15 protein-coding genes are annotated in these 20,039 nt (G+C 43.0%); 6 read left to right on the top strand and 9 right to left on the bottom strand.

Annotated features, from left to right (window positions below):
* The first annotated feature begins 23 nt into the window (after nt 1-23).
* The 5 genes from AACW75_RS04700 to AACW75_RS04680 all read left to right on the top strand — a co-directional run bounded on the left by AACW75_RS04700 (nt 24) and on the right by AACW75_RS04680 (nt 8,402).
* The gene (locus AACW75_RS04700; RefSeq protein WP_102448098.1) at nt 24-3,716 is read left to right on the top strand and encodes an RHS repeat protein; all 3,693 of its coding nucleotides are present in this window, start codon (nt 24-26) and stop codon (nt 3,714-3,716) included.
* Nucleotides 3,706-4,836, top strand: coding sequence for an RHS repeat-associated core domain-containing protein (locus tag AACW75_RS04695; protein WP_017081371.1), 1,131 nt, complete (start codon nt 3,706-3,708; stop codon nt 4,834-4,836). The genes AACW75_RS04700 and AACW75_RS04695 overlap by 11 nt, the downstream gene beginning before the upstream one ends.
* A gap of 273 nt (nt 4,837-5,109) precedes the next feature.
* Complete coding sequence (locus AACW75_RS04690; RefSeq protein ID WP_017078512.1) at nt 5,110-6,549, top strand: 6-phospho-beta-glucosidase; 1,440 nt, start codon at nt 5,110-5,112, stop codon at nt 6,547-6,549.
* Nucleotides 6,550-6,648: 99 nt separating this feature from the next.
* The gene (locus AACW75_RS04685) at nt 6,649-7,647 is read left to right on the top strand and encodes a LacI family DNA-binding transcriptional regulator (RefSeq protein ID WP_145569747.1); all 999 of its coding nucleotides are present in this window, start codon (nt 6,649-6,651) and stop codon (nt 7,645-7,647) included.
* A gap of 194 nt (nt 7,648-7,841) precedes the next feature.
* The gene (locus tag AACW75_RS04680) at nt 7,842-8,402 is read left to right on the top strand and encodes a sugar O-acetyltransferase (RefSeq protein ID WP_145569749.1); all 561 of its coding nucleotides are present in this window, start codon (nt 7,842-7,844) and stop codon (nt 8,400-8,402) included.
* 46 nt (nt 8,403-8,448) lie between these two features.
* Here the strand turns inward: AACW75_RS04680 and AACW75_RS04675 are convergent, their stop codons facing one another.
* The 9 genes from AACW75_RS04675 to AACW75_RS04635 form a co-directional block, all read right to left on the bottom strand.
* Nucleotides 8,449-9,375, bottom strand: a complete 927-nt coding sequence (locus AACW75_RS04675) for a LysR family transcriptional regulator (RefSeq protein ID WP_065206636.1) — start codon at nt 9,373-9,375, stop codon at nt 8,449-8,451.
* 168 nt (nt 9,376-9,543) lie between these two features.
* Entirely contained in the window at nt 9,544-10,926 is a 1,383-nt protein-coding gene (locus tag AACW75_RS04670; protein WP_237297615.1) for a GGDEF domain-containing protein, read from the bottom strand.
* A 54-nt stretch (nt 10,927-10,980) separates the two neighbouring features.
* Complete coding sequence (locus AACW75_RS04665; protein WP_145569753.1) at nt 10,981-11,850, bottom strand: hypothetical protein; 870 nt, start codon at nt 11,848-11,850, stop codon at nt 10,981-10,983.
* Entirely contained in the window at nt 11,843-14,257 is a 2,415-nt protein-coding gene (locus AACW75_RS04660; protein ID WP_145569754.1) for a fimbria/pilus outer membrane usher protein, read from the bottom strand. The genes AACW75_RS04665 and AACW75_RS04660 overlap by 8 nt, the downstream gene beginning before the upstream one ends.
* 44 nt (nt 14,258-14,301) lie before the next feature.
* Nucleotides 14,302-14,976: a fimbria/pilus periplasmic chaperone gene (locus AACW75_RS04655; protein ID WP_135454259.1), complete on the bottom strand. Its 675-nt coding sequence runs from the start codon at nt 14,974-14,976 to the stop codon at nt 14,302-14,304.
* A gap of 53 nt (nt 14,977-15,029) precedes the next feature.
* Nucleotides 15,030-15,701, bottom strand: coding sequence for a hypothetical protein (locus tag AACW75_RS04650; protein WP_017073637.1), 672 nt, complete (start codon nt 15,699-15,701; stop codon nt 15,030-15,032).
* Between the two features lie 122 nt (nt 15,702-15,823).
* Complete coding sequence (locus AACW75_RS04645) at nt 15,824-16,468, bottom strand: helix-turn-helix transcriptional regulator (protein ID WP_054545930.1); 645 nt, start codon at nt 16,466-16,468, stop codon at nt 15,824-15,826.
* A 32-nt stretch (nt 16,469-16,500) separates the two neighbouring features.
* Nucleotides 16,501-17,259 (bottom strand): helix-turn-helix transcriptional regulator, encoded by a 759-nt coding sequence (locus AACW75_RS04640; protein ID WP_017073635.1) that lies wholly within the window; start codon nt 17,257-17,259, stop codon nt 16,501-16,503.
* 388 nt (nt 17,260-17,647) lie between these two features.
* A complete protein-coding gene (locus AACW75_RS04635; protein WP_135454261.1) occupies nt 17,648-18,829 on the bottom strand; it encodes an MFS transporter in 1,182 nt (393 codons plus the stop codon).
* 299 nt (nt 18,830-19,128) lie between these two features.
* Between AACW75_RS04635 and AACW75_RS04630 the strand changes: the two genes are divergently transcribed.
* The gene (locus AACW75_RS04630; RefSeq protein WP_145569756.1) at nt 19,129-20,004 is read left to right on the top strand and encodes a LysR family transcriptional regulator; all 876 of its coding nucleotides are present in this window, start codon (nt 19,129-19,131) and stop codon (nt 20,002-20,004) included.
* Nucleotides 20,005-20,039 lie beyond the last annotated feature (35 nt).

The following is a 20,039-nucleotide window of genomic DNA, read 5'->3' as shown; positions in this document are numbered from 1 at the left end:
CTCATTCACTTTAGGGGAAATTTATGTCTAATTGGACTTCAAACGCTTTTAACTTTGATAGCTTTTGTTCGGGCGGCGTAGACCAAAGAACCAGAAGCTATTCATATCAAATCTTACTTGGCTCTCTTATTGGTAACTGGCTTAAGGGACCAAACCTCGATATCTCGATTCAATTCTCACCTTACTCGACGGACAACCTTGGTTTCGGTAAAGGCTGGAAATTGAATCTCCCAAGATACGACATCGAGAACCAACAGCTCTATCTTGCAAATGGGCAATCCTACCGTGCTGAATTAAACGCCAATATAGAGATGAGTATTCGTTACAAGAAACTGCTCGATTTTTCGGTATCGTCTAGCGCGAATGGTTATGAAATCACGTATAAAAATGGACGTACTGATCTTTTAGATAAAGATGGCGACATCATTAAGATCACCCAAAGCAATGGTCATGCTCTCTACTTTTCTTGGCTCAACGTGGGACAAAATAAGCGCTTAGATAAAGTTTGGGATGACAGAACAACCAAACAGACCGCGCTTTTATGGGTTGAGTATATCTCGGTAGGGCGCGTTAATATTTTTACTAATATTGGCAGTACCCATGAAGCTTACTTCAGTCTTACTCTTAGCAATAACAAGCTCGTTAAATGCAATTTACCAGAACAAGCAGGTAGCTATAGTTTCGGTTATGAAAGCATTGGTTCATATACGTTAATCAATGAGGTAAACCATCCTTGTGGCTTGACCGAGCGTTTGAGATATAAGGCTGATGGTATTCGAGTCAACTCAATGACTTACTTACCAGCCGTTACTGCACACGATGTTCTTACCCTTAATTCGCCAGTTATTAGCACAACCTACGACAGTGTTGGTACAGATAGCCGCAATTTCATGGGTTACGGTGTACGTGGCGGTGAATTAAGTGAAGGGCTTGATAACTTACTTGAGCGTGGTTACGAATATACTTATCGCGTACAAAAAATCGAAAATGGCTCTATTGTCACCGCTCAAACATACAATCAGTTTCATCTACTCGTTGAAGAAGCTCGACAGGTTAACGGAGACCTTGTTCATTTGAAAAGGCTGGAATACCCAGCGATTGATAACCAGCAGTTTTCGGATCAACCTGCTCAGTATTCTTTGATCAGTAAAGAGGAACAAATCTGGTTTTCTGGATCGGATAGCCAAGCTCAAAGTCGATTTTGGGACTATGACGAATATGGCAACATGCTTAAGTTCGTTGATGAGAATGACATCGCAGAACGTTACGAATACTACGCAAAAAATGGTGAAGCAGATTGCCCTGCATCGCCTACTGACATGGTGAATTTCGTAAAATCTCGTACGCTCAACAATGGATCAGAACAGAGAGTGATCTCTTATCAATACGCTTCTCTTGAGGGGCTGAATGGCCATCGTGATGTGGTTCTGAGTTTGGAAGAAGACGTCCAACGCTATAGAAGTCATTACGCTTATCAAACTGATACTGGTGAGACCTACTCTTTCGGCCGATTGGCTTCAGTCCAAAATGACATTCTTCATCCTAACGGCACGTATTCTGCTATTTCTCACTATCGCTATGAGTTGGATAGCGATGTCCTTGAAGAACACGAAGAGCTGACCTGTCACGACAATACCAAAACCAATCTTGCGGTTGGGCACTACCTTGATATTGGAGAACTCGCGCGTCATGTCGATTCAGACGGAGTTAGCTGTGCATTTACTTATGATTCGCTTCGTAGAACTACTGAAGAACGGATTGAAGGAAGTGCAGCCCGTTCGTATCAATACATTGTTGATACTGGTATGAGTCGACAAATCCTGTTGCTAACGGATTGCAAAGGCAACTTGTGTGAACAAAGCTGGGACGGTCAAGGACGTGAATTAGAGGCTAAAGTTGGTAGCTCGGTCGTATGGACCAAAATGTACGATGCGTTGGGCAGACTCCAAAGCAAGAGTACCTACGATGTGCTGCCTGATCGCCATTCTAGATCTGCGCCTGTGGTTTTAACAGAAAGCTATGAATACGATGAGTGGGATCAGGTTAAAGCGACTCTGTTAGCGAATGGAAAACGTCGTGTCGAGTTCAATAACCTTGCCTCACGTAAGAAAACCCAAGGTATTGAAGGTTTGACCATGACGGTCAGTTCTCTGAATAGCTGGGGGCTAGAAGAGAAAAAAGAGCAAGGCATCAACAGTTGGAATTATGAGTACGACTCATGGGGAAGATTGATTAAAGAAACGAATCCTCTCGCTCGATCCAAGCATTACCATTACGACCGTTTTGATCGTGTGATTCGCATGACTCAAGCGAACGGTGTCGATCAAGATATCACTTACGCTGAACATACCGACCAGTCACAAGTTGTAGATCTGAAAATTGGTGGGGTGACTTTAGGGCAACGCGATATTGATGGATTGGGACGGCCGCGATCCCTGCGCAGAGGAGCGAGTCCCCAAGCTTCATTGGCGTGGACTTATGCGGATAGCAGCAATATCCCAGAAACTGAAACCAGCATGGCAGCCCCAACAAGGCTATTTGCTCGCGATAGCCAATTGGGAGTGCTAAGTGCTAAGTCGTCTGATGGGCAAGCTTCTAGTTACAGTCATGACCCAATATCCGGCTTACCGACAGGGAGTCAGGACAGTGAAGGCAATCAAAGTACCATTACCTACTCGACGAAAGGCTTACCTGAAGCCGAGGTGAATGATGGTCAGTCTCGTTATTACAGCTACTCCGATGGTGGGGTTATCACTGCAATTGATAGTGACACGGACACTCGCCAGTATGGTTACGATGAACTCGGACGATTAGTGAAGTTGAGTTCAAATTCAACAACGGTTTACTACGAATATGATGAGTTTGATCGAGTGATATTAGAGACACTGATATCGGGTAGTCAAACCCAAGTCACTGAACTCGAATGGGATGAATATAGTCGCGAAGTCAACCGAGCTATAGCCTTGAATGATAATTATATCTTTGAGCAATCACAAGAATATAACGCGTTAGGGCTGCTTAATTCTCGTAAAAAGGAGTGTGCAACTTTAGGTAATCTGACGGAAATCTATACCTATGATGACCTTTCTCAGTTGACTAAAGTCGAGTTCTTCGGCGCGGGCCCACTGAGCGATTGGTCTCAGCCTATGACGTCTATTGATTGGAGCTATGATGAGCTAGGTAACATGCTGACGCAACGCACAGCGACTACTGAATCTGAGGATTTCGCTCGTTACTTTTATGAGTCGGATGACCCTTGCCAGTTGACTCGTATTACTCATTCCCATCCACAACTCGACGGTCAGGTAACAGTGAAATACGACTTGAATGGCAACATGATTCAAGATGCGGATGGTCGAATTCTTGAATATGACAATTTCGACCGATTACAGCGTGTGTTAGCTGATAATACCAAATGGCTCTATCAGTATGACAGCAACGATCGACTATCTACACAGCAATCGTCTTCTGAAACTCGTCATTTTGACTATCTATGGGGCGATCTCGCTTCGATAGAAGAAAATGGCAAACTGACCAACTATATCTATCACGAAGGGGTACCTAAATGGTCAGAGATGGACTCGGAAACCACGTTCTTGGCCACGGATCAAAATGGTTCTGTAATCGCGTCAAATACGTCGGGCAAAACAGGGTCTATGTACCGTTACTCTCCATATGGGCAACGTGATCAAGCGGGGAATGCAAATGAACAATAAAGACTCGGTATTTATTACCCCACTTAATCGACGTGAGTTCCTGATTAAAATTGGTCAAACTGCAGCTGTGGCTGGTGGCATCTCACTGCTTCCTACTTCGGTTCGTTTAGCGATGGCGCAGTCGATGACTATCTCTCATTCGGAGATTGGCTTTAATGGCGAGTGGTTGGATCCTGTCCTGCAAGGCTACCATTTAGGCCAAGGCTATCGCGTTTACCAGCCGAAGTTGATGCGCTTCAATGCACCGGACAGTTTGGCCCCTTTCAATGAGGGGGTTCACAATGCTTATGTGTACTGCCATAACGATCCGATTAACTTCACAGACCCAAGCGGACATCTGAATATCAGTAAGATCTTGTTTGGTGCTTTTGGGGTTATCGCGGGTATTGTTGGTATTGCCTTAGCTGCACCAACGGGCGGTTCTAGCTTGGTATTGGCTGCAGGTATCATCGGTGGTATTGCAGGTATGACTAGTGGTGCGCTACAAATTGCCTCGGGTGTTATCGATGATGGGGATATCTCTCATAAACTCGATATTGCGACCATTCCATTCGATATCATTGGTGTGGTGAGTGGCGGATATTCAGCCTACAAGTCGGTTCAGAACTTACGTTGGGTAAGAGCGGGTGGGGCATTGGAAGATGTCACTCAGCCCGGTCTTGGTTCTCGTTTGATGAACAAGATTAGGCCTTCTGGTGAGTACAATCTTGCGTGGGCCTCTAAAACGAACCCAGCGATGCGAATCGGCAGCTCTAAGGGGCAGGTTATTGCAACTAGAATGACGCAGGGCGGTAAGACGATGACGTACACACCTCCTCCAATTCATGGTGGGTTTACCAAGATTCTTCTTGGACAAGTCAAAGTGGGCGCCCGAGGCTATACCATCTATCAAGGTATAATGACGGCGCGCTCGATTGGTGGTTTAGGTTGGTCATCGGTTAAAACAATACCTGGGCGATTAGATGAAGAAAAGTCTTCAGCGGATACCATGGTTACGGAAGGTCGAAGTGCCAACCCTGCAGCCAAGAAGACGCAAATGTACGCACTCGAAGAGACACGACAACGAATAAAATATGGCAATGAGGTTCAGCAGATGATCCGTCAGCTGCCATTGTCGTAGTCTGTTTTATTGGTTTACTTTAACTACTAATATAAAGCCAGTTCAACACTCGTTGAACTGGCTTTTTTGCATTCTGTGTAGGCGTTCTCGAACGTTACCCACCAACCATGAGTACTTTCCTTAGATCTCACTTCGTGATCAAAAAAAGATCAAAAAGGTATTGTTGAAACCGGTTTCAGTCTGTATCTTTACTTTTATTGAAATCGGTTTCAGAGTTGCGATTGCTTCTCTAATCCCGATCTTTTTCACGAATAACTTGTAGCGGGTAATGGTATGAACAACGAATTTCCGAACGATTTTTTATGGGGTGGTGCAGTAGCAGCGCATCAGCTAGAAGGCGGCTGGGATGCGAATGGTAAAGGTGTGAGTGTCGTTGACGTATTAACGGCAGGTGCTCATGGTGTACAACGTCGAATCACCGATGGTGTGATTGATGGTGAAAACTACCCAAACCAAGTGGCTGTTGATTTCTACCACCGCTACAAAGAAGACATTAAGTTATTTGCTGAGATGGGCTTTAAGTGTTTCCGTACCAGTATCGCTTGGACGCGTATTTTCCCAAATGGCGATGAAGCTGAGCCGTGTGAAGCGGGTTTAGCATTTTACGATGATCTGTTTGATGAGCTGCTGAAATACGACATTCAACCTGTGGTAACACTGAGCCACTTTGAAATGCCTTACCATCTAGCCAAAGAATACGGGGGCTGGATGAACCGTAAAGTGATCGATTTCTTTGTTAAGTATTCAACCACAGTGATGGAACGCTACCAGCACAAGGTTAAGTACTGGATGACGTTCAATGAGATAAATAACCAGATGAATACTTCAGCAGATATCTTTGGTTGGTTATGTTCTGGCGTGAAGTTTCCACAATGTGAAAAGCCGCAAGAAGCCATGTATCAAGCGGTTCACCATCAGTTTGTTGCCAGTGCTTTGGTGGTTAAGAAAGGTCACGAGATCAATCCAGATCTTCAAATCGGCGCAATGTGTGCGATGGTGCCTTTCTATCCTCATTCTTCAAAGCCAGAAGATATTATGGTGGCACAGCAAGCGATGCGTGATCGTTATTTCTTCTCGGACGTGATGGTGCGTGGCCATTACCCAAATTACGCTAAGCGTGACTGGGCAATCAAAGGCTTCAATATTGAGATGCAGCCCGAAGATGAGCAAATCTTGAAAGAAGGTAAAGCGGATTACCTTGGCTTTAGCTACTACATGTCTAATACCTTGGATTCTTCTTCTCATCAATCGACTGAAGAAGCGATGGACGGCGGTCATGAGAACTCGGTCGATAACCCGTTCATCCAGTCTAGCGATTGGGGCTGGCCAATTGATCCAACGGGTTTGCGTTTCTGTTTAGCATCTCTTTATGAGCGCTATGAAGTGCCATTGTTCATCGTCGAGAATGGCTTCGGTGCTGTCGACACCATAGAAGAAGATGGCAGCATTAATGACGACTACCGCATCGCTTACCTTGGCGACCACATCAAAGAGATGAAAAAATCCGTTGCGATTGATGGTGTTGACTTGATGGGTTATACCCCTTGGGGCTGTATCGACTTAGTGTCGTTCACCACCGGTGAGATGAAAAAACGCTACGGATTCATTTACGTAGATAAGCACAACGATCAATCTGGCTCACTAGAGCGCAAGCGCAAGAAGTCGTTCGAGTGGTATAAAGGCGTGATTGCATCTAACGGTGCCACTATTTAGAATGCATTTCCCAGCGCAGTTATGTGAACTGTGAACTGTCATTTTGCAATGAATTAGTCGGCCTATGTCGGCTAATTTTTTATAAAGGAAAAGAAGCGAATGGTAACCATGCTTGACGTCGCAAACCGCGCAGGTGTATCTAAATCGACTGTTTCTCGTGTCTTAAATGGCAAGAACATCGTGCGCCCAGATGTGGTGAAAAAGGTATTCGATGCGATTCAAGAAACAGGTTATCGACCGAACTTGTTGGCCCAGCAATTGGCGACCAAGAAGACCAATTTCATCGGCTTTGTAATCACTAATGAGTTGTTCAATGGCCCTTACTTTTCTTCCTTGATGTATCACGCGGCTTCTTATAGCGAAAAGTCGAATCACCAATTGGTGATCACCGATGGCAAACACAGTGCTGAAGACGAAGTAAAGGCGATCAACTTCCTGCTGGATATGAAGTGCGCGGGCATCATCATCTATCCGCAATGCTTAACCGAAAGCGAGATTGCAAAGGTCATCGAAAGCACTGACACACCGATTCTGGTACTCAACCGAGAAATGCCGTCGAAGCCTAATCATGCCATTACCACCGACCATTATCAGAGCGCTTGTTTGATGGTTGAACACATCATCGAGCAATGCCATACAGACATTGCAGTGATTCGTGGTAAAGCTGGCTCTTCGACCGATGAGCTGCGTTACCAAGCCTATCAAGATGTGCTAACTAAACAGGGTATTGCATTGGATGAGGCCAAAGTTGTTCAAGGTGATTGGACGATGGAGAGCGGTTATCACGCGGCTCAGGCTCTGGTAAAAAGCAAAGCAACATTCACCGCTATCTTGTCGGAAAATGATGACATGGCGATTGGTGCGATTAAGGCGTTAACTGAACTTGGGTACTCATTGCCTCAAGATGTTTCTATTGTCGGCTTTGATAACAGCAAAGTGGGTGCGTTTTTAACGCCAAGCCTCACGTCTGTGAGTGTGCCATTGGAGCAAATGACTCAAAAGGCGATCCTGCAAATTGTCGGTGAAACTGAGCAAGCCAAAGCTTTGAGTACGACTGGAAGTTTAGTGGTTCGCGACTCAGTTGCTCAGCGTGTCTAGGCTCAATTAACTGTGAGTGAGTTTCATATTTTACCTACAAATCGTGATTGGCTACGCATCTTCGAAATCCGTTAGAAACCGAACTTATTGTGACCGTTCTAGATATGCGATATTGCGTTTTTTGGTGTATGAATTGACCACCATTAGTTAAGTTATGTGAAAATAGCTAAGTTATGTGAAAACAGGTAAGTAACGTGAGAACAGAAAAACAAAAAATGCTAGCAGGCGAACCTTATCAGGCTTGGGATGAAGAGCTGTATTCGGCGCGTATCGAATGTCGTAAGGCCCTTCAAAAACTTAATAACAGTATTCCTGACACACCTGAATGGAAAGCGGCTACTCAAGAATTAATTCCCGGCTGCGAAAACGCGCACTTAGAACCGCCGTTCCGTTGTGATTACGGTTCAAACATCAAGCTGGGTAAGAACTTTTACGCTAACTTCAATTGCGTGATCCTGGATGTAGCAGAAGTGACCATTGGCGACAATGTGTTGCTCGGGCCCAATGTACAGATTCTAACAGCGGGTCACCCATTAGATGTGAAAGGGCGTGTTGAAGAAGGCGTCGAATTTGGCACGCCGATTAACGTTGGCGACAATGTTTGGCTTGGTGGCGGTGTGATTATTTGCCCCGGTGTTACGATCGGTGAAAACAGTGTGATTGGCGCCGGAAGTGTGGTGACTAAAGACATTCCAGCCAATGTGGTTGCGGTGGGTAATCCATGCAAAGTGCTGAAAGCGATCGATAATACCTAAGCTTGTTGACGTTTTTAGTCATGATTCAATAATTCTGAATCTAACGTTAAGAGTATTTCAATGACAACTGTTTGGATGTTTCAGAAAAAACACTTCTAAGCCATTGATGGCTGGGGTCATTGTTTCTTGATGCGTGCCAGAACATTGAAATACTCAACCAGTCCGGTAAGAAATCGCATTTTAATGTCTTCAGATTGAAATGACTAAAGTGTTTTTCCAACAGTATGTTTGGAAATATACCTACATAGTCATTTTGCTCAATGATCGGCAGCATTTCCGTGATGCTGTTTGAGTGCCAGGCAATATCTCGTTGTCTTAACAACTCCTCTGCTTTAAGCCCTTTGTCCAATAAATAACTTTTCTGCTGACCCGGCACTGTGTGTGTCACATGCCTTTCATTCAGAAACTCTGTTGCCGATATACTTGGCCCAGTTAAGCGAGGGTGATCTTCTCTGCAAATCACATTGAGCTGGTTTTTCATGATCACTTCTGAACATAGTTGCGGGTATTGCCCATAATTTACATCCAAAGTTATATCGAATTTGTGTCTCAACATGTTTGTTGTATCTGATTGATGTACATGAGCTTCAGCTTTGACACTTGCCAATGGTGCAACTTGACCAATAATCTTTGATGCTACAGGTAAGATGCTTAAACCGAATACGCTTAAAGCCGATACGACAAATTCTCGGTCACAACTTTCTGGGTCAAAGGCACGATAATATGGTGTCGTGAGTTTGATCTCTTCTATTGCAGTGGCTAACGTGGGATAGATGCTGAGTGCTAACTTAGTTGGGGTAATGCCATGACTTTCACGCAGAAATAAAGGGTCATCAAATAAGGTCTTAAGTCGAGTTGCACTTTGGCTTATGGCTGATTGGCTAACCCCGAGTCTTTTTGCCGCACCGCTAAAACTGCGCTCTTCCATAATGGCAACGAAAGTTGGGATAAGGTTAAAGTCTGAATATTTCATTGTTCATCATGTCGTCGGCATATTGATAGTTTAATTTATACCGATTGTTGTGCTAAAAATCATTACAAATATAGATATAATGAGACTTTATAAGCTTTCTTTAATCTTCATTTATCATGAATGAATCTATTTGATTTTATATCGTGATTCGTTGCACCAAATTGAGGGTTAGATGGAGCTTTGTACTAGATTTCTCCCTCGATGTTTAGCTTGGTATAAAAGTTCATCTGCGGAGATGAGGGCTTCTTCAATTGATTGACCCGTTGATAAATCGACAAGCCCTAGTGATGCAGAAATCCCCCCACTGACTTTATTGTGTAGCTGTTGATCGCTCGATATTTTTGTGCGAATACGGTCGGCGAGTTTTACAATGTCGGACTGTTTTTCCGTCTTAATTATGACAATAAACTCATCGCCCCCGATGCGATAACATTCATCATCTCTTCTGACACTCTCTAATAAGATTTCACTGACTCGAACCAAGACGCAGTCACCTATGTGGTGACCATATTTATCATTAATCATCTTAAAATGGTCGAGGTCTATGGCGATTACACCGACACAGCGAGGCTGTTCCTGTTGTTGCTCTTGTGCGATTCGTGAGCTTGCAGTTTCAAGGTGAAGTCTGTTTTTAAGCCCTGTGAGAGTGTCTGACTCGAGAGCTTTTGCCGTTCTGTCCTGATAGTGAGAAAACGCCTGCATCAATAAGTAAACAACCCCTAACAACAGAATGATTTCAATGAGATTTTTTAGTGCTCCTATTATCTCAACGACGGAGGTGGTCATGTTGTCGAACACCAGTAATTTCGCGTTTAGCTGAGGTAGAGGAACGGTAATCAAATGAAAGTACCGACTCTCGTCTAAATTGAGCTTAAAGAACGGCAAGTTCCAAAGGAACGCTTCCGTAAAATGTAATGTTGACTCAGTTTCTAATGGATGGACTCTATTTGAGCTATTTGAGCTATTTGAGTTATTTTGGCCGTTGGCGAAAGTGACATTAGCGGGTTCTCCAGAAGGCATGAAGAACTCTTGCTGTTCATTTTCAATCATCAAAATGGTATTTGACCCAAAATTAAGTCGAGGGAAATACGGCACTAGATCAAAACGGGTTTCAACATAGTTGGGTGCTTGTATATTACCTGCGATCAAATGTACTCGCGGCTCAATGCGGTCATAGTCTAAAGCCCAAAGTGTATGTTTATGGTTGATGGCATCGGTGAACAAAGATGAGTCTGGGCTTAAACCAAAGCGATGCGCGACGGTTTGGTAATCACTTTCATAGAAAGGAGATGATGATGTATGAAGTGCTCCTTTCAAGTGATTAATGTCGATGTAGCTGTTTGAAGACGACAGTGTCGCCCCTAATATTTCTAGCGTCCGGGATACGTTATTTTGGACAAGAAACTGAATGAGTTGAGTTCTGTGTCGTTGGTCTTTTTCAACAAAACCTGTCAACTTCCTAATGTCGCCAATGTGTAAACATAAGATGCATAAGGTGGCACAGGCTATCACCCAGTGCCGTTGTTTTATGATGAGTTTCAATACATTCATATCGTTTAACCTTGGCTCGAAAAACTCGAAGTCCGTTAGTATTCATTCGCCCATTCAAAAAATGGGGTTTATCGCTTTAACTTGCACTTGTAGCTCTTCTCTGTAGTGTCCAGCCCGCGATAAATTTGTGTTTCCTGTGATGGTTAAATCAAAAGGGATATTGTGCTTTCCTCTTGAGTAGCGCTTTATCGGAATCATTTGATGCGAAGGGGAGATTTCAATTCCGTCAATGGTGAGTTTGTATTCAATGGCCGATTCAGGATGTTGAGCGTTAACCAGCTTTCGATACTTTGGTTTTACCCATAGTTCAGTGCGTGAATTTGAGCTGATCACAAAATCGGTTTGATAGCGTTTGTTGTTTGATAGAGCACCTAAAGCCCAGCGGTATCCCGATGCCGTCTGATGGAAACTGTTGCCTCGACCAGACCAATCTAAAGTGACGAATGATTTAACCTTGTAATTTGCGTTCGTAGATACTGTTGATACTTGGTTGTTTTCAAACTGTAACTTGACGAGAAATGGCACTGTATATTTAGCCGCAAAGTTGATTTTTGCGGTGGGATCGACCAAAGAAAAGCGGACTGGGCGGCTTTGCTGTGAATTAAGTAAGTATTCACGCTCTTTAGGGTCATAAGAAAGCATGGTTTGATTTTGATTAATAAAGTGAATATTCGAGGCTTTTGAGTTGTTGAGAACTTTTAAACGCACGGATTTCAACGCGCATTGACCATCTTTAGAACGAAGTTTCTTCAATTCAAATCGGATACTGGCATAACCTGATTTATCAAATTCAATCGGTGTATTGCTCAGTTGAGTGATATTCCAGATCCCAGCGCAGTTTTCGGCGAGCGCTAGTGAAGGTAATATAATTAGACACGACGCTAGTATCCCTAGCGTAGTCATCATTAAGGGTTTTCTATTCATTGTTCGCTCCTTGTGTGAGTTGAATCTCGGGAAGACGAATTAAGTTGTCCTCTGATTCTGGGATGTGTATTTGTCCCGTAATATCTGAGTCCATGGTTTGAATCTTGTAGTCACCACTACGAATACCTTCCACAACAAACCGTCCACCTTTATTGGTGAAAAATGGAGTTGAATCCCCCGTACTGCTGACGAGGTAACCTTGAGTCAGTGAAAGGGGCTTTCCATCGCCCAAGCTCAATCTGCCTATAACGGTTTTGGATGCGTCTGATCCTACGGTGAAAATGTGGCTGGTGTAGGCTCCTGGGGTTACGTTGTAGAAGTAGTTACCAATGTCGTAGCCAATCGGAGCATCGGGCGCATACACAGTGAAGCTTTGGGATGTATGAGCAGTAGAGAGACTTATTGCATTATTGAGTCCATTTGAAGAGATGGCTTCTGCGTTGTCATCGTCATCACTGTTGATCAGTACTTCAGACTCCAAGGTGTCATGAACTTGCACTACCGCTGCCGCACCGTATATCGGGCGAGACCAAGATAAAGTGCGATCGCTAATGGTGAAGGCTGTGCTTGGTCTAAAAGAGGTGACGACACTGTCTTCAGATTCTGTTGCGTTGTAGTAGGTGATATCACCGTCGTAGCGGACTCGGTTGCTGACATAGTCTCCACGCAGTTGGTATTGGCCTTGGTCAGATTCCACGTCTGCAGATAATGCATAGCCATATTTTCCAACTTGGTTCTTACTTGGTTTACTGAAGTTGGCCCGTAATACTTCGGTGTCACTTGCATACCCGAGATCCGCAAAGTATTGACCATCATCGGAACTCCAAGTCCAATCAACGGAAATGACCCCTTCGGTATTAGAGGTACCTTCATTCGGGTCTTCTTCGTGGGTGACGCCTAGGCCAATAATTACGTTAGAGTAAGACCAAGATGTTGAAGCTTCTGCGCTCCACTCAGTGTCATAACCACTCTCTTTATCGAGGTTGTATGAAAGGGATAAATAAATATTATCGGTAATGCCAAAGGTGTAACTGACGGCTGCAGAGTGACCGGTAGAGCCTTCTTCCGTCCAAGGTTGATAGGAAAAGGAATCATAGGATTCGAGAGCTATACGTAAGTTAGGGGCGCTATAGTTATTTTGGTCCCAAAGAGATGCCGCGTAATCTAGACTCGCAATATAACCTGTTTCATCATATTCACTGGATTGACTGCCTGAGAGTCGAAAGCCGATATTACCTAATGGAGTGCCAAAGGTAGATAGACCACCTAATATCAATCCGTCTTTGTGGTAGAACCCATTCAAACCAAGCGTTAAATAGTCGGTTAAGCCGTAGTCATAGTAGGCCGTGGAAATTAGGCTGCCTGTATCGTATTCGTAACGACTGTCTTCTATTTCAGAAGGGGCGCCAAAATACACACCAAAATCAGAGATACCTTCTTTTAAGAGTTTTGAATTGTAGAACACACTGTATAGGATTGAGTCCGTTCGACCAGACTGGTATTCAATTTCCAAGCGAACATCGTTGCTGCCTGAAGATAGGGGGAGATCATCTAATCTATAGCGACCTGGAGGCAAGCGAAACTCAGTGATGTATGAACCGTTGATATAGAGATCAATATCAGCGGACTCTTCTAAAATGAGCGCTTGAGTACCGCCGACCTGGATGCTTCGGTTAGGTTGTAATGCTGAGTAATTCCGCTCAAACCCAAAACCACCGAATTGTTGGCTTGGTAGGTGGCCTGAAGTGGTGTTGACTTGGTCACCAAAAGTTAATCGATACGGGACATCCGCACGGTCGATAAACGCAGAAATATCACCGCGATAGAAGTTTTGCTCTTCATCCGTTCCGCCATCAAAATAGCCGGAGAACTTATAGTTAACGCCACGAGCACCTGCAAAATTCCCCGTTGAATTCCATTCTATATTCCATGATTGTTCGTCACTCTGAGTTTCCACTCCTCTTGTGTCAGAAACGCCAAAATTTAAGTTATTAATATTCGTAAAAAATGCTGACTTTGAATAAATAGGAGGAGAATAAGGAGTATTGAATGTTAGAGCTTGCTCTTTTCTAACGTCTTGGATAAAAGACAGAGTGATCTCCATTTCTGACGAAGAGAAAGTGAGTAGAACTCCCCACTCTTTAAGTGTTTCAACAGGAATAAATGTCTCTTTGTATAGCGATAACTTGTTGGATATTTCAGACGTTAAAGCTGAACCAATAAGAGTGTGCAGTTGAACGGTATGTACTTTGGATACGGTTTTTCCATCAGAAAAGGCATCAACCTCACCGACCATGGAATCGAGATAGTTGATTGGAAATGGAAACAACCAATCAGCCGCGTGGACACTGGGGATGGCAAATAGACACAAAGAGATGCACAGGAGGGCTGCGTAAGATCGGATCATGTTCCCCTCCCATAATTACAAGTGCATAAATGCTTAATTTTGCTCTATTTTTTTTGTTTTATAGAAATGGCTGTCACGTTGCCGATGTCATCTGGAATTGGATAGTGAGCGGTTGCACCAGGCATCAGATAACCACTGGTTCTGGTTTCAATTTCATTCCAAGGAAGATCTTTTGTTCCTTCACTGGTTTGAAGCTCGAATATTGATTGAAGTAAGTTAACCACCACTAGACTTGTGTTTTCTACAACGACTTTGTCGTTATCAATAGATGTTGTCATTGTGGGTTCTATGGTATTCGGAGAGACAAAAGCTAAGGTTGAAAAACTTAATAGTGTTTTTATCTTACTTTCTTTGTCTTCTTGGCCTTTCACTTCTAATTCGTTGAATTCAATTCGATACAATTTTGTGGTTGTGAGAGCGTCACTTGGGATATATCGAACTCGAATTTTTTGTGAACTTAAGGGGTTAACCATAATTTGAGGGGGTAGAATCAGAAAGCTATCTTCATTGAGCGTGAGCACTTCTCCTGTTTCGTCATAGTTCACGTCATATACCACGACTTCAACAGGAAGAGAGCGATCCTGAGTATTGTTAATGGTATAGCTTGTGAGCGCTTTTCTGCCAAACTCTTCCATCTCTTGGTACATAGGCGTTATTTCATAGCAGAAGGCTGTTACGTGATGCAGTAATAGGCTAATAATTAAAATAATTGTTTTCATAAAGCCCTTCCTTGGGAAAGTGAGCCCACGTGAGGTGGGCTCTGATTTTAGTGTTAGTTACAAGAACCTCGATGACATGCTTGAGCTTGCAGTTTCACGTAAACGGTTGAACGGTAATTACCAGCTCTCGCTAGCGCAGCACCGGCTGTCGTGATTGAAAGAGGTACTTCAGCAATTTTTTCTTGCTGATGCTCCCCTGACCAATTTACTTTGAAGCTACCTTCGGTATAACCAAATGGACTATTGGATGCATTACGAGTGTCAAACACTGATTTATCATTAGCTGCCAATGTGTAGTCGATACGCTCTTTTCCTAGAGCTAAGCCATAACGAGTGATCATTTTAAAAGGTGTCGCTGTCATATCGATTTCCATTGAGTTGCCGTAGTTACACCATGCGCGTAGCTTGGCAACCGGCTTTTTATTACCGATGCTGAGTGTGTTTTTGGCATCATCAAGCATATTGGTTAAAGTAATATCGCCATTGCCAGGTTTACCCTTGCCTTGACGTTGACCTTGCAGATCTAAAATACAACGTTGTGGAACTGTGCCTTCCATACGAATATGTGCACCATCAGAAGCACCAGCATTCGCAAACATATTGTCATTAAGGTTTTGAAATGTGATTACTTTCGCTCCAACTGGAGCTGTTCCATGATTGTGTGCAAAGCTATTTACGCTAAACATCACCCCTGCTACCGCTACTGCTATCATTAACTTTTTCATAATTATTCCCTCATTACCTGTGTTATTTTTGACAACAAATAGATGATAATTTGTAACTACGATATATGCCTCGCAACGGTGGGTGATATATCTAATAAATAGGTATGAAAAGAGTGCTAATTTTAAACGGTTAACTCATGAGCCTTTGCAAATAACTCATGTCTAGAATGAACATCCAACTTAGACATTACATTGTAAGCATGAGTCTTTACGGTATTTATGCTTACATTTGTGTCTCTTGCTATTTGAATGTTCGAAAATCCTTGCAACATTAACTCAAAAACACGTCTTTCCTTTTTAGTTAATGAAAATTTCGCTGTAACTTTTTCTGTTATAGATATTGGTGTTTTTGTTGTATCGCTAATGCATAAGTCAATAATAAAACTCTCCATAACATGGCGAGGAAACCATAGTTCACCATCTTGAATAGATTTAATTGCCTTAGGTAAGAATTCAAAATGATTGGTTTCGATTTGGCCAAAAAATCCAAGTTGCAAATAATCATAACAACTGGAGTTTGTGGTATTGATTGCAATCCACTTATCCTGCCTGTTTACGATGGGTAAACCACACTTATTTGGCATGGGTATGGTTTGTCTATCGTAAATGACGATGCCTCGATAATTGATATCAAGTTCGGAAAACGACTCGAGAACTTGAATTTGATTCAATGGGAATACAAATTTCAAAATGTCTCGTATGACCCGAGATAAAACAGCATCTCTAGTCATTAAACATATATATGGAGATGGAAGGTGGTGTGACATAAGTACCTTACCTTATTGCTTTTTCGACGGAGTTACGTGTAAGTTGAGCGTGTTGTTTGAGTCATTAGCCATTGACCTTGACCAAAGCGTGATATCAGTTGATTTTGGTTTTTGCATTGAGTTTTGTGAAGAATACTTTTAATCTGAGTTCTTACTGTTTCTTTAGATACACTGCGTATTTGTGCGACTTCTGAACCCGTTAACCCTCTGATTATTAGGTCTAAAACATCAGTTTCTGATTTTGTAAGAGTGGGCGCTAAGTGGTTAGTTTTAGGCTCAGAGTAGCGGTTCCAATGCAATAACATAGTATGATGGGCTATCCAAGAATTTGCCCAAGCGATCGTGATATCACAGATAAGTTCAAGCTGACGAATGTCGTCTTGTTTGAGTGTATTGACGCTATGAAAAATAATGAAAATTTCATAGTCGTAAGAAAGTTCATCAAAGATTGAGTAGTTATTTAGGCCACTTTTAACTATCGAAAGCTCTTCGTGATCAAAAATTCGATTTTCGATAGTTGTGTCTAAGCTATGACATAACTGACCTTTTTTATCTTTTGAGAGTGAAGATAGGTAAGATTCCAGTTTCTCTGTTACTCGCTTAGATATCGAAATTCTACTACTAAGACCTTGAATATATTTGAATATAAGGTCTTTGTTTTTTGACATGATAACTAAAGTGACATGTTCAACCCCAATTTCTATGAGGCCTCCTCTTATTTCTTCTTCAAACTCTGAAGGGGACTTATGGAATCCATTATCTAGCGGAATATTATTTTCTGATATCTGCATTTCTAATCCCTTAAATTTACAGTCAATGGATAGCTCAAGTATCGTGTTATATTTATGAGTGTGTTGAATAGATATTAGTCATCAAGTGACATATTTATCATCACCCAAATGGGTGAAAAGTTAATAAACGTGGTGTTACTTTTTTGAAATGTTAAAAATTAAAATTAATATTGATCTGAATCAAAATAACTAAAAGTGTAAATTTAATTTATAATTAAACTTATACTTTAGTATTATGTGTTTTATTTCTTATTGGAGCAATGTTGATTGGCTTATATCAGGTATTAGTGATTAAGTCATCTGTGAATGTCCCTCACTAATCAGATAAAAAAGTGGCGAATAGAAACCCTATTCGCCACTTTTATTTTATATCCGCTATTCAAATGCTTTAGACAAAGGCGCGTGCTTCTTGGTCTTTTTTATCCAGAGCACCACTGAGTCGAGTTAAAACAAGAGCGATTAAGACAATCACAGCACCTACCCAAGGGGTGTTCATTAATCCAGATTTCGCGACAATCAAACCACCACCCCATGAGCCTAATGCAATACCCACGTTGAAAGCTGCAATGTTGAGCCCTGATGCCACATCGACTGCGTCCGGTGTGTATTTCTCTGCCAGTTTCACTACATACACTTGTAGCCCTGGAACGTTGCCGAATGCAAAGGCTCCCCAAACCAAAATGGTAGCAACTGATGCGTATGGGTTGACTGCCGTAAAGTTGAACACTACCAATACTGCGGCTAAACCAGAGAAGATAACGGTGAGCGCTTTGATTGGGCCCATTTTGTCGGCCATCTTGCCGCCCCAGATGTTACCTATCGCCACTGATACACCGTAAACCAACATGATGAGACTGATTGAGCTTGAATCAAACCCTGATACGTTTTCCAGTATTGGAGCAAGGAACGTAAAGGCTGTGAATGTGCCGCCATAACCGAGCGCTGTGATAGCGTAAACTAACAGTAAGCGTGGCTGAGTTAGAACTTTTAATTGTGTTGAAATCTTAGCGGCTGGTGGTTGTTTAAGATTATTTGGAACCAAGAGAGCGCTGCCGATAAGAGCAATAAGGCCAAGCAGAGCAACGATCAAGAAAGTAGCTTGCCAACCAAATGTTTGGCCGATGTAAGTACCCAACGGCACACCCGTTACCAATGCAACAGTTAAACCCGTAAACATGATCGCGATTGCGCTCGCTGCTTTGTCTTTTGAGACCAGCCCAGTAGCGATGGTTGAACCAATCGAGAAAAACACACCATGGGCGAGGCCAGTCAAAATTCGTGCGGCGATCAGCGTGTTATAGCCTGGAGCCTGCCACGCTAATAAATTACCGACAACAAACAAGGCCATCACGCTTAGCAGTACTAACTTACGGTTCCATTTTCCGGTTAACGCCGTTAATACTGGTGCGCCAATGGCAACACCAAGCGCGTATAAACTCACTAATAGGCCTGCTGATGGCAGTGATACATTCAGGTCGGCCGCCATCGTAGGAATCAAACCTACGATAACAAATTCTGTGGTTCCTATGGCAAAGGCGCTGAGCGTCAATGCGAGTAATGCTAAAGGCATAATCATCTCTCTTACTATTCAGTGTTAGGTATTGAGCGCGATAAAATGGGGCCGCTTGTAGCCGCAATAAGAGCGCTTCGTTTGATGGCGAGGATTATCTAGCAAAATATATTTGTGAAAAATGCCACTATTAACAAATAACTTTTGTGTTATCTGCAATAATAATTGGGTAGGTAAACGGTAGGTTGTGCGTTGCTTGATCCGCTAAATGTTTAACGAATAAACGTCAGTTAGCTAAGTACTCTAGTAACTAAGCACTCTAGTAACTTCAGCCGCGATGAGAATAGATAAGGATCTTTATGCTAACGCGATCAGATGATTTGGAAATGGTGTTGACCGTAGTTGATGCAGGTGGATTTTCAGCGGCGGCAGAGGCGTTGGATGTGCAGGTGGCGAAGGTATCTCGCTCAGTTAGTAAGGTTGAATCACAATTGGGTGTGTCGATCTTTAATCGAACCACAAGGCGTGTTGAGCTAACCGAAGAAGGACGACAGTTTGTGGATTCAGTGCGGCTCGGTTTGCAGATGATCCAGAGTGCAGAAGAGGAAATCGTATCGCGCGGAGAACTGCCAAAAGGCCGATTACGGGTCGATGCTGCCAGCCCATTCGTATTTCATCAGTTGGTGCCTTTGGTTCAATCATTTAATGAAGCTTATCCAGATATCGAGCTAACCTCAAACGAAGGCTTTGTTGATCTGTTAGAAAAGCGCACCGATGTCGCGATACGGATTGGTAAGTTGGCCGATTCAACACTCCATGCACGACCATTGGGTAAGAGTTTGTTGTATATGGTCGCTTCACCGGAATATTTGGCAAAGCGTGGTATTCCAAAGAAGGCAGACGATCTCAGTAGTCACCTTACGGTCGGTTTTTCGGATAATAAGGTACTGAATCAATGGCCGTTGCCCAATCACCATTATATTGAGCCCAACGTCAAAGCCAGCAGTGGTGAAACCGTCAGACAGTTAGTGTTGGCAGGAAATGGCATTGCGTGTTTGTCGGGCTTTATGGTGCAGCAAGATATCTCTGAAGGTCGATTGATCCCTGTATTGGAACACGTGAAATTGAATCATACAGACAGAGAATTGGTGAATGCGGTGTTCTATAAGTCGTCATCGGTATCCAAGCGTATCTCGGCGTTTCTCGATTTTATTCAGCCCCGTTTGAGCTTGTAGGTAAGAATTAAACACTCTTTAACAGTTCACGAGCA

It is taken from the genome of Vibrio sp. L3-7 (genome assembly GCF_963898195.1).
Classification (GTDB): domain Bacteria; phylum Pseudomonadota; class Gammaproteobacteria; order Enterobacterales; family Vibrionaceae; genus Vibrio; species Vibrio echinoideorum.
The sequence above is the reverse complement of the archived record's forward strand: the minus strand, read 5'-3'. Positions and strand labels throughout refer to the sequence as shown.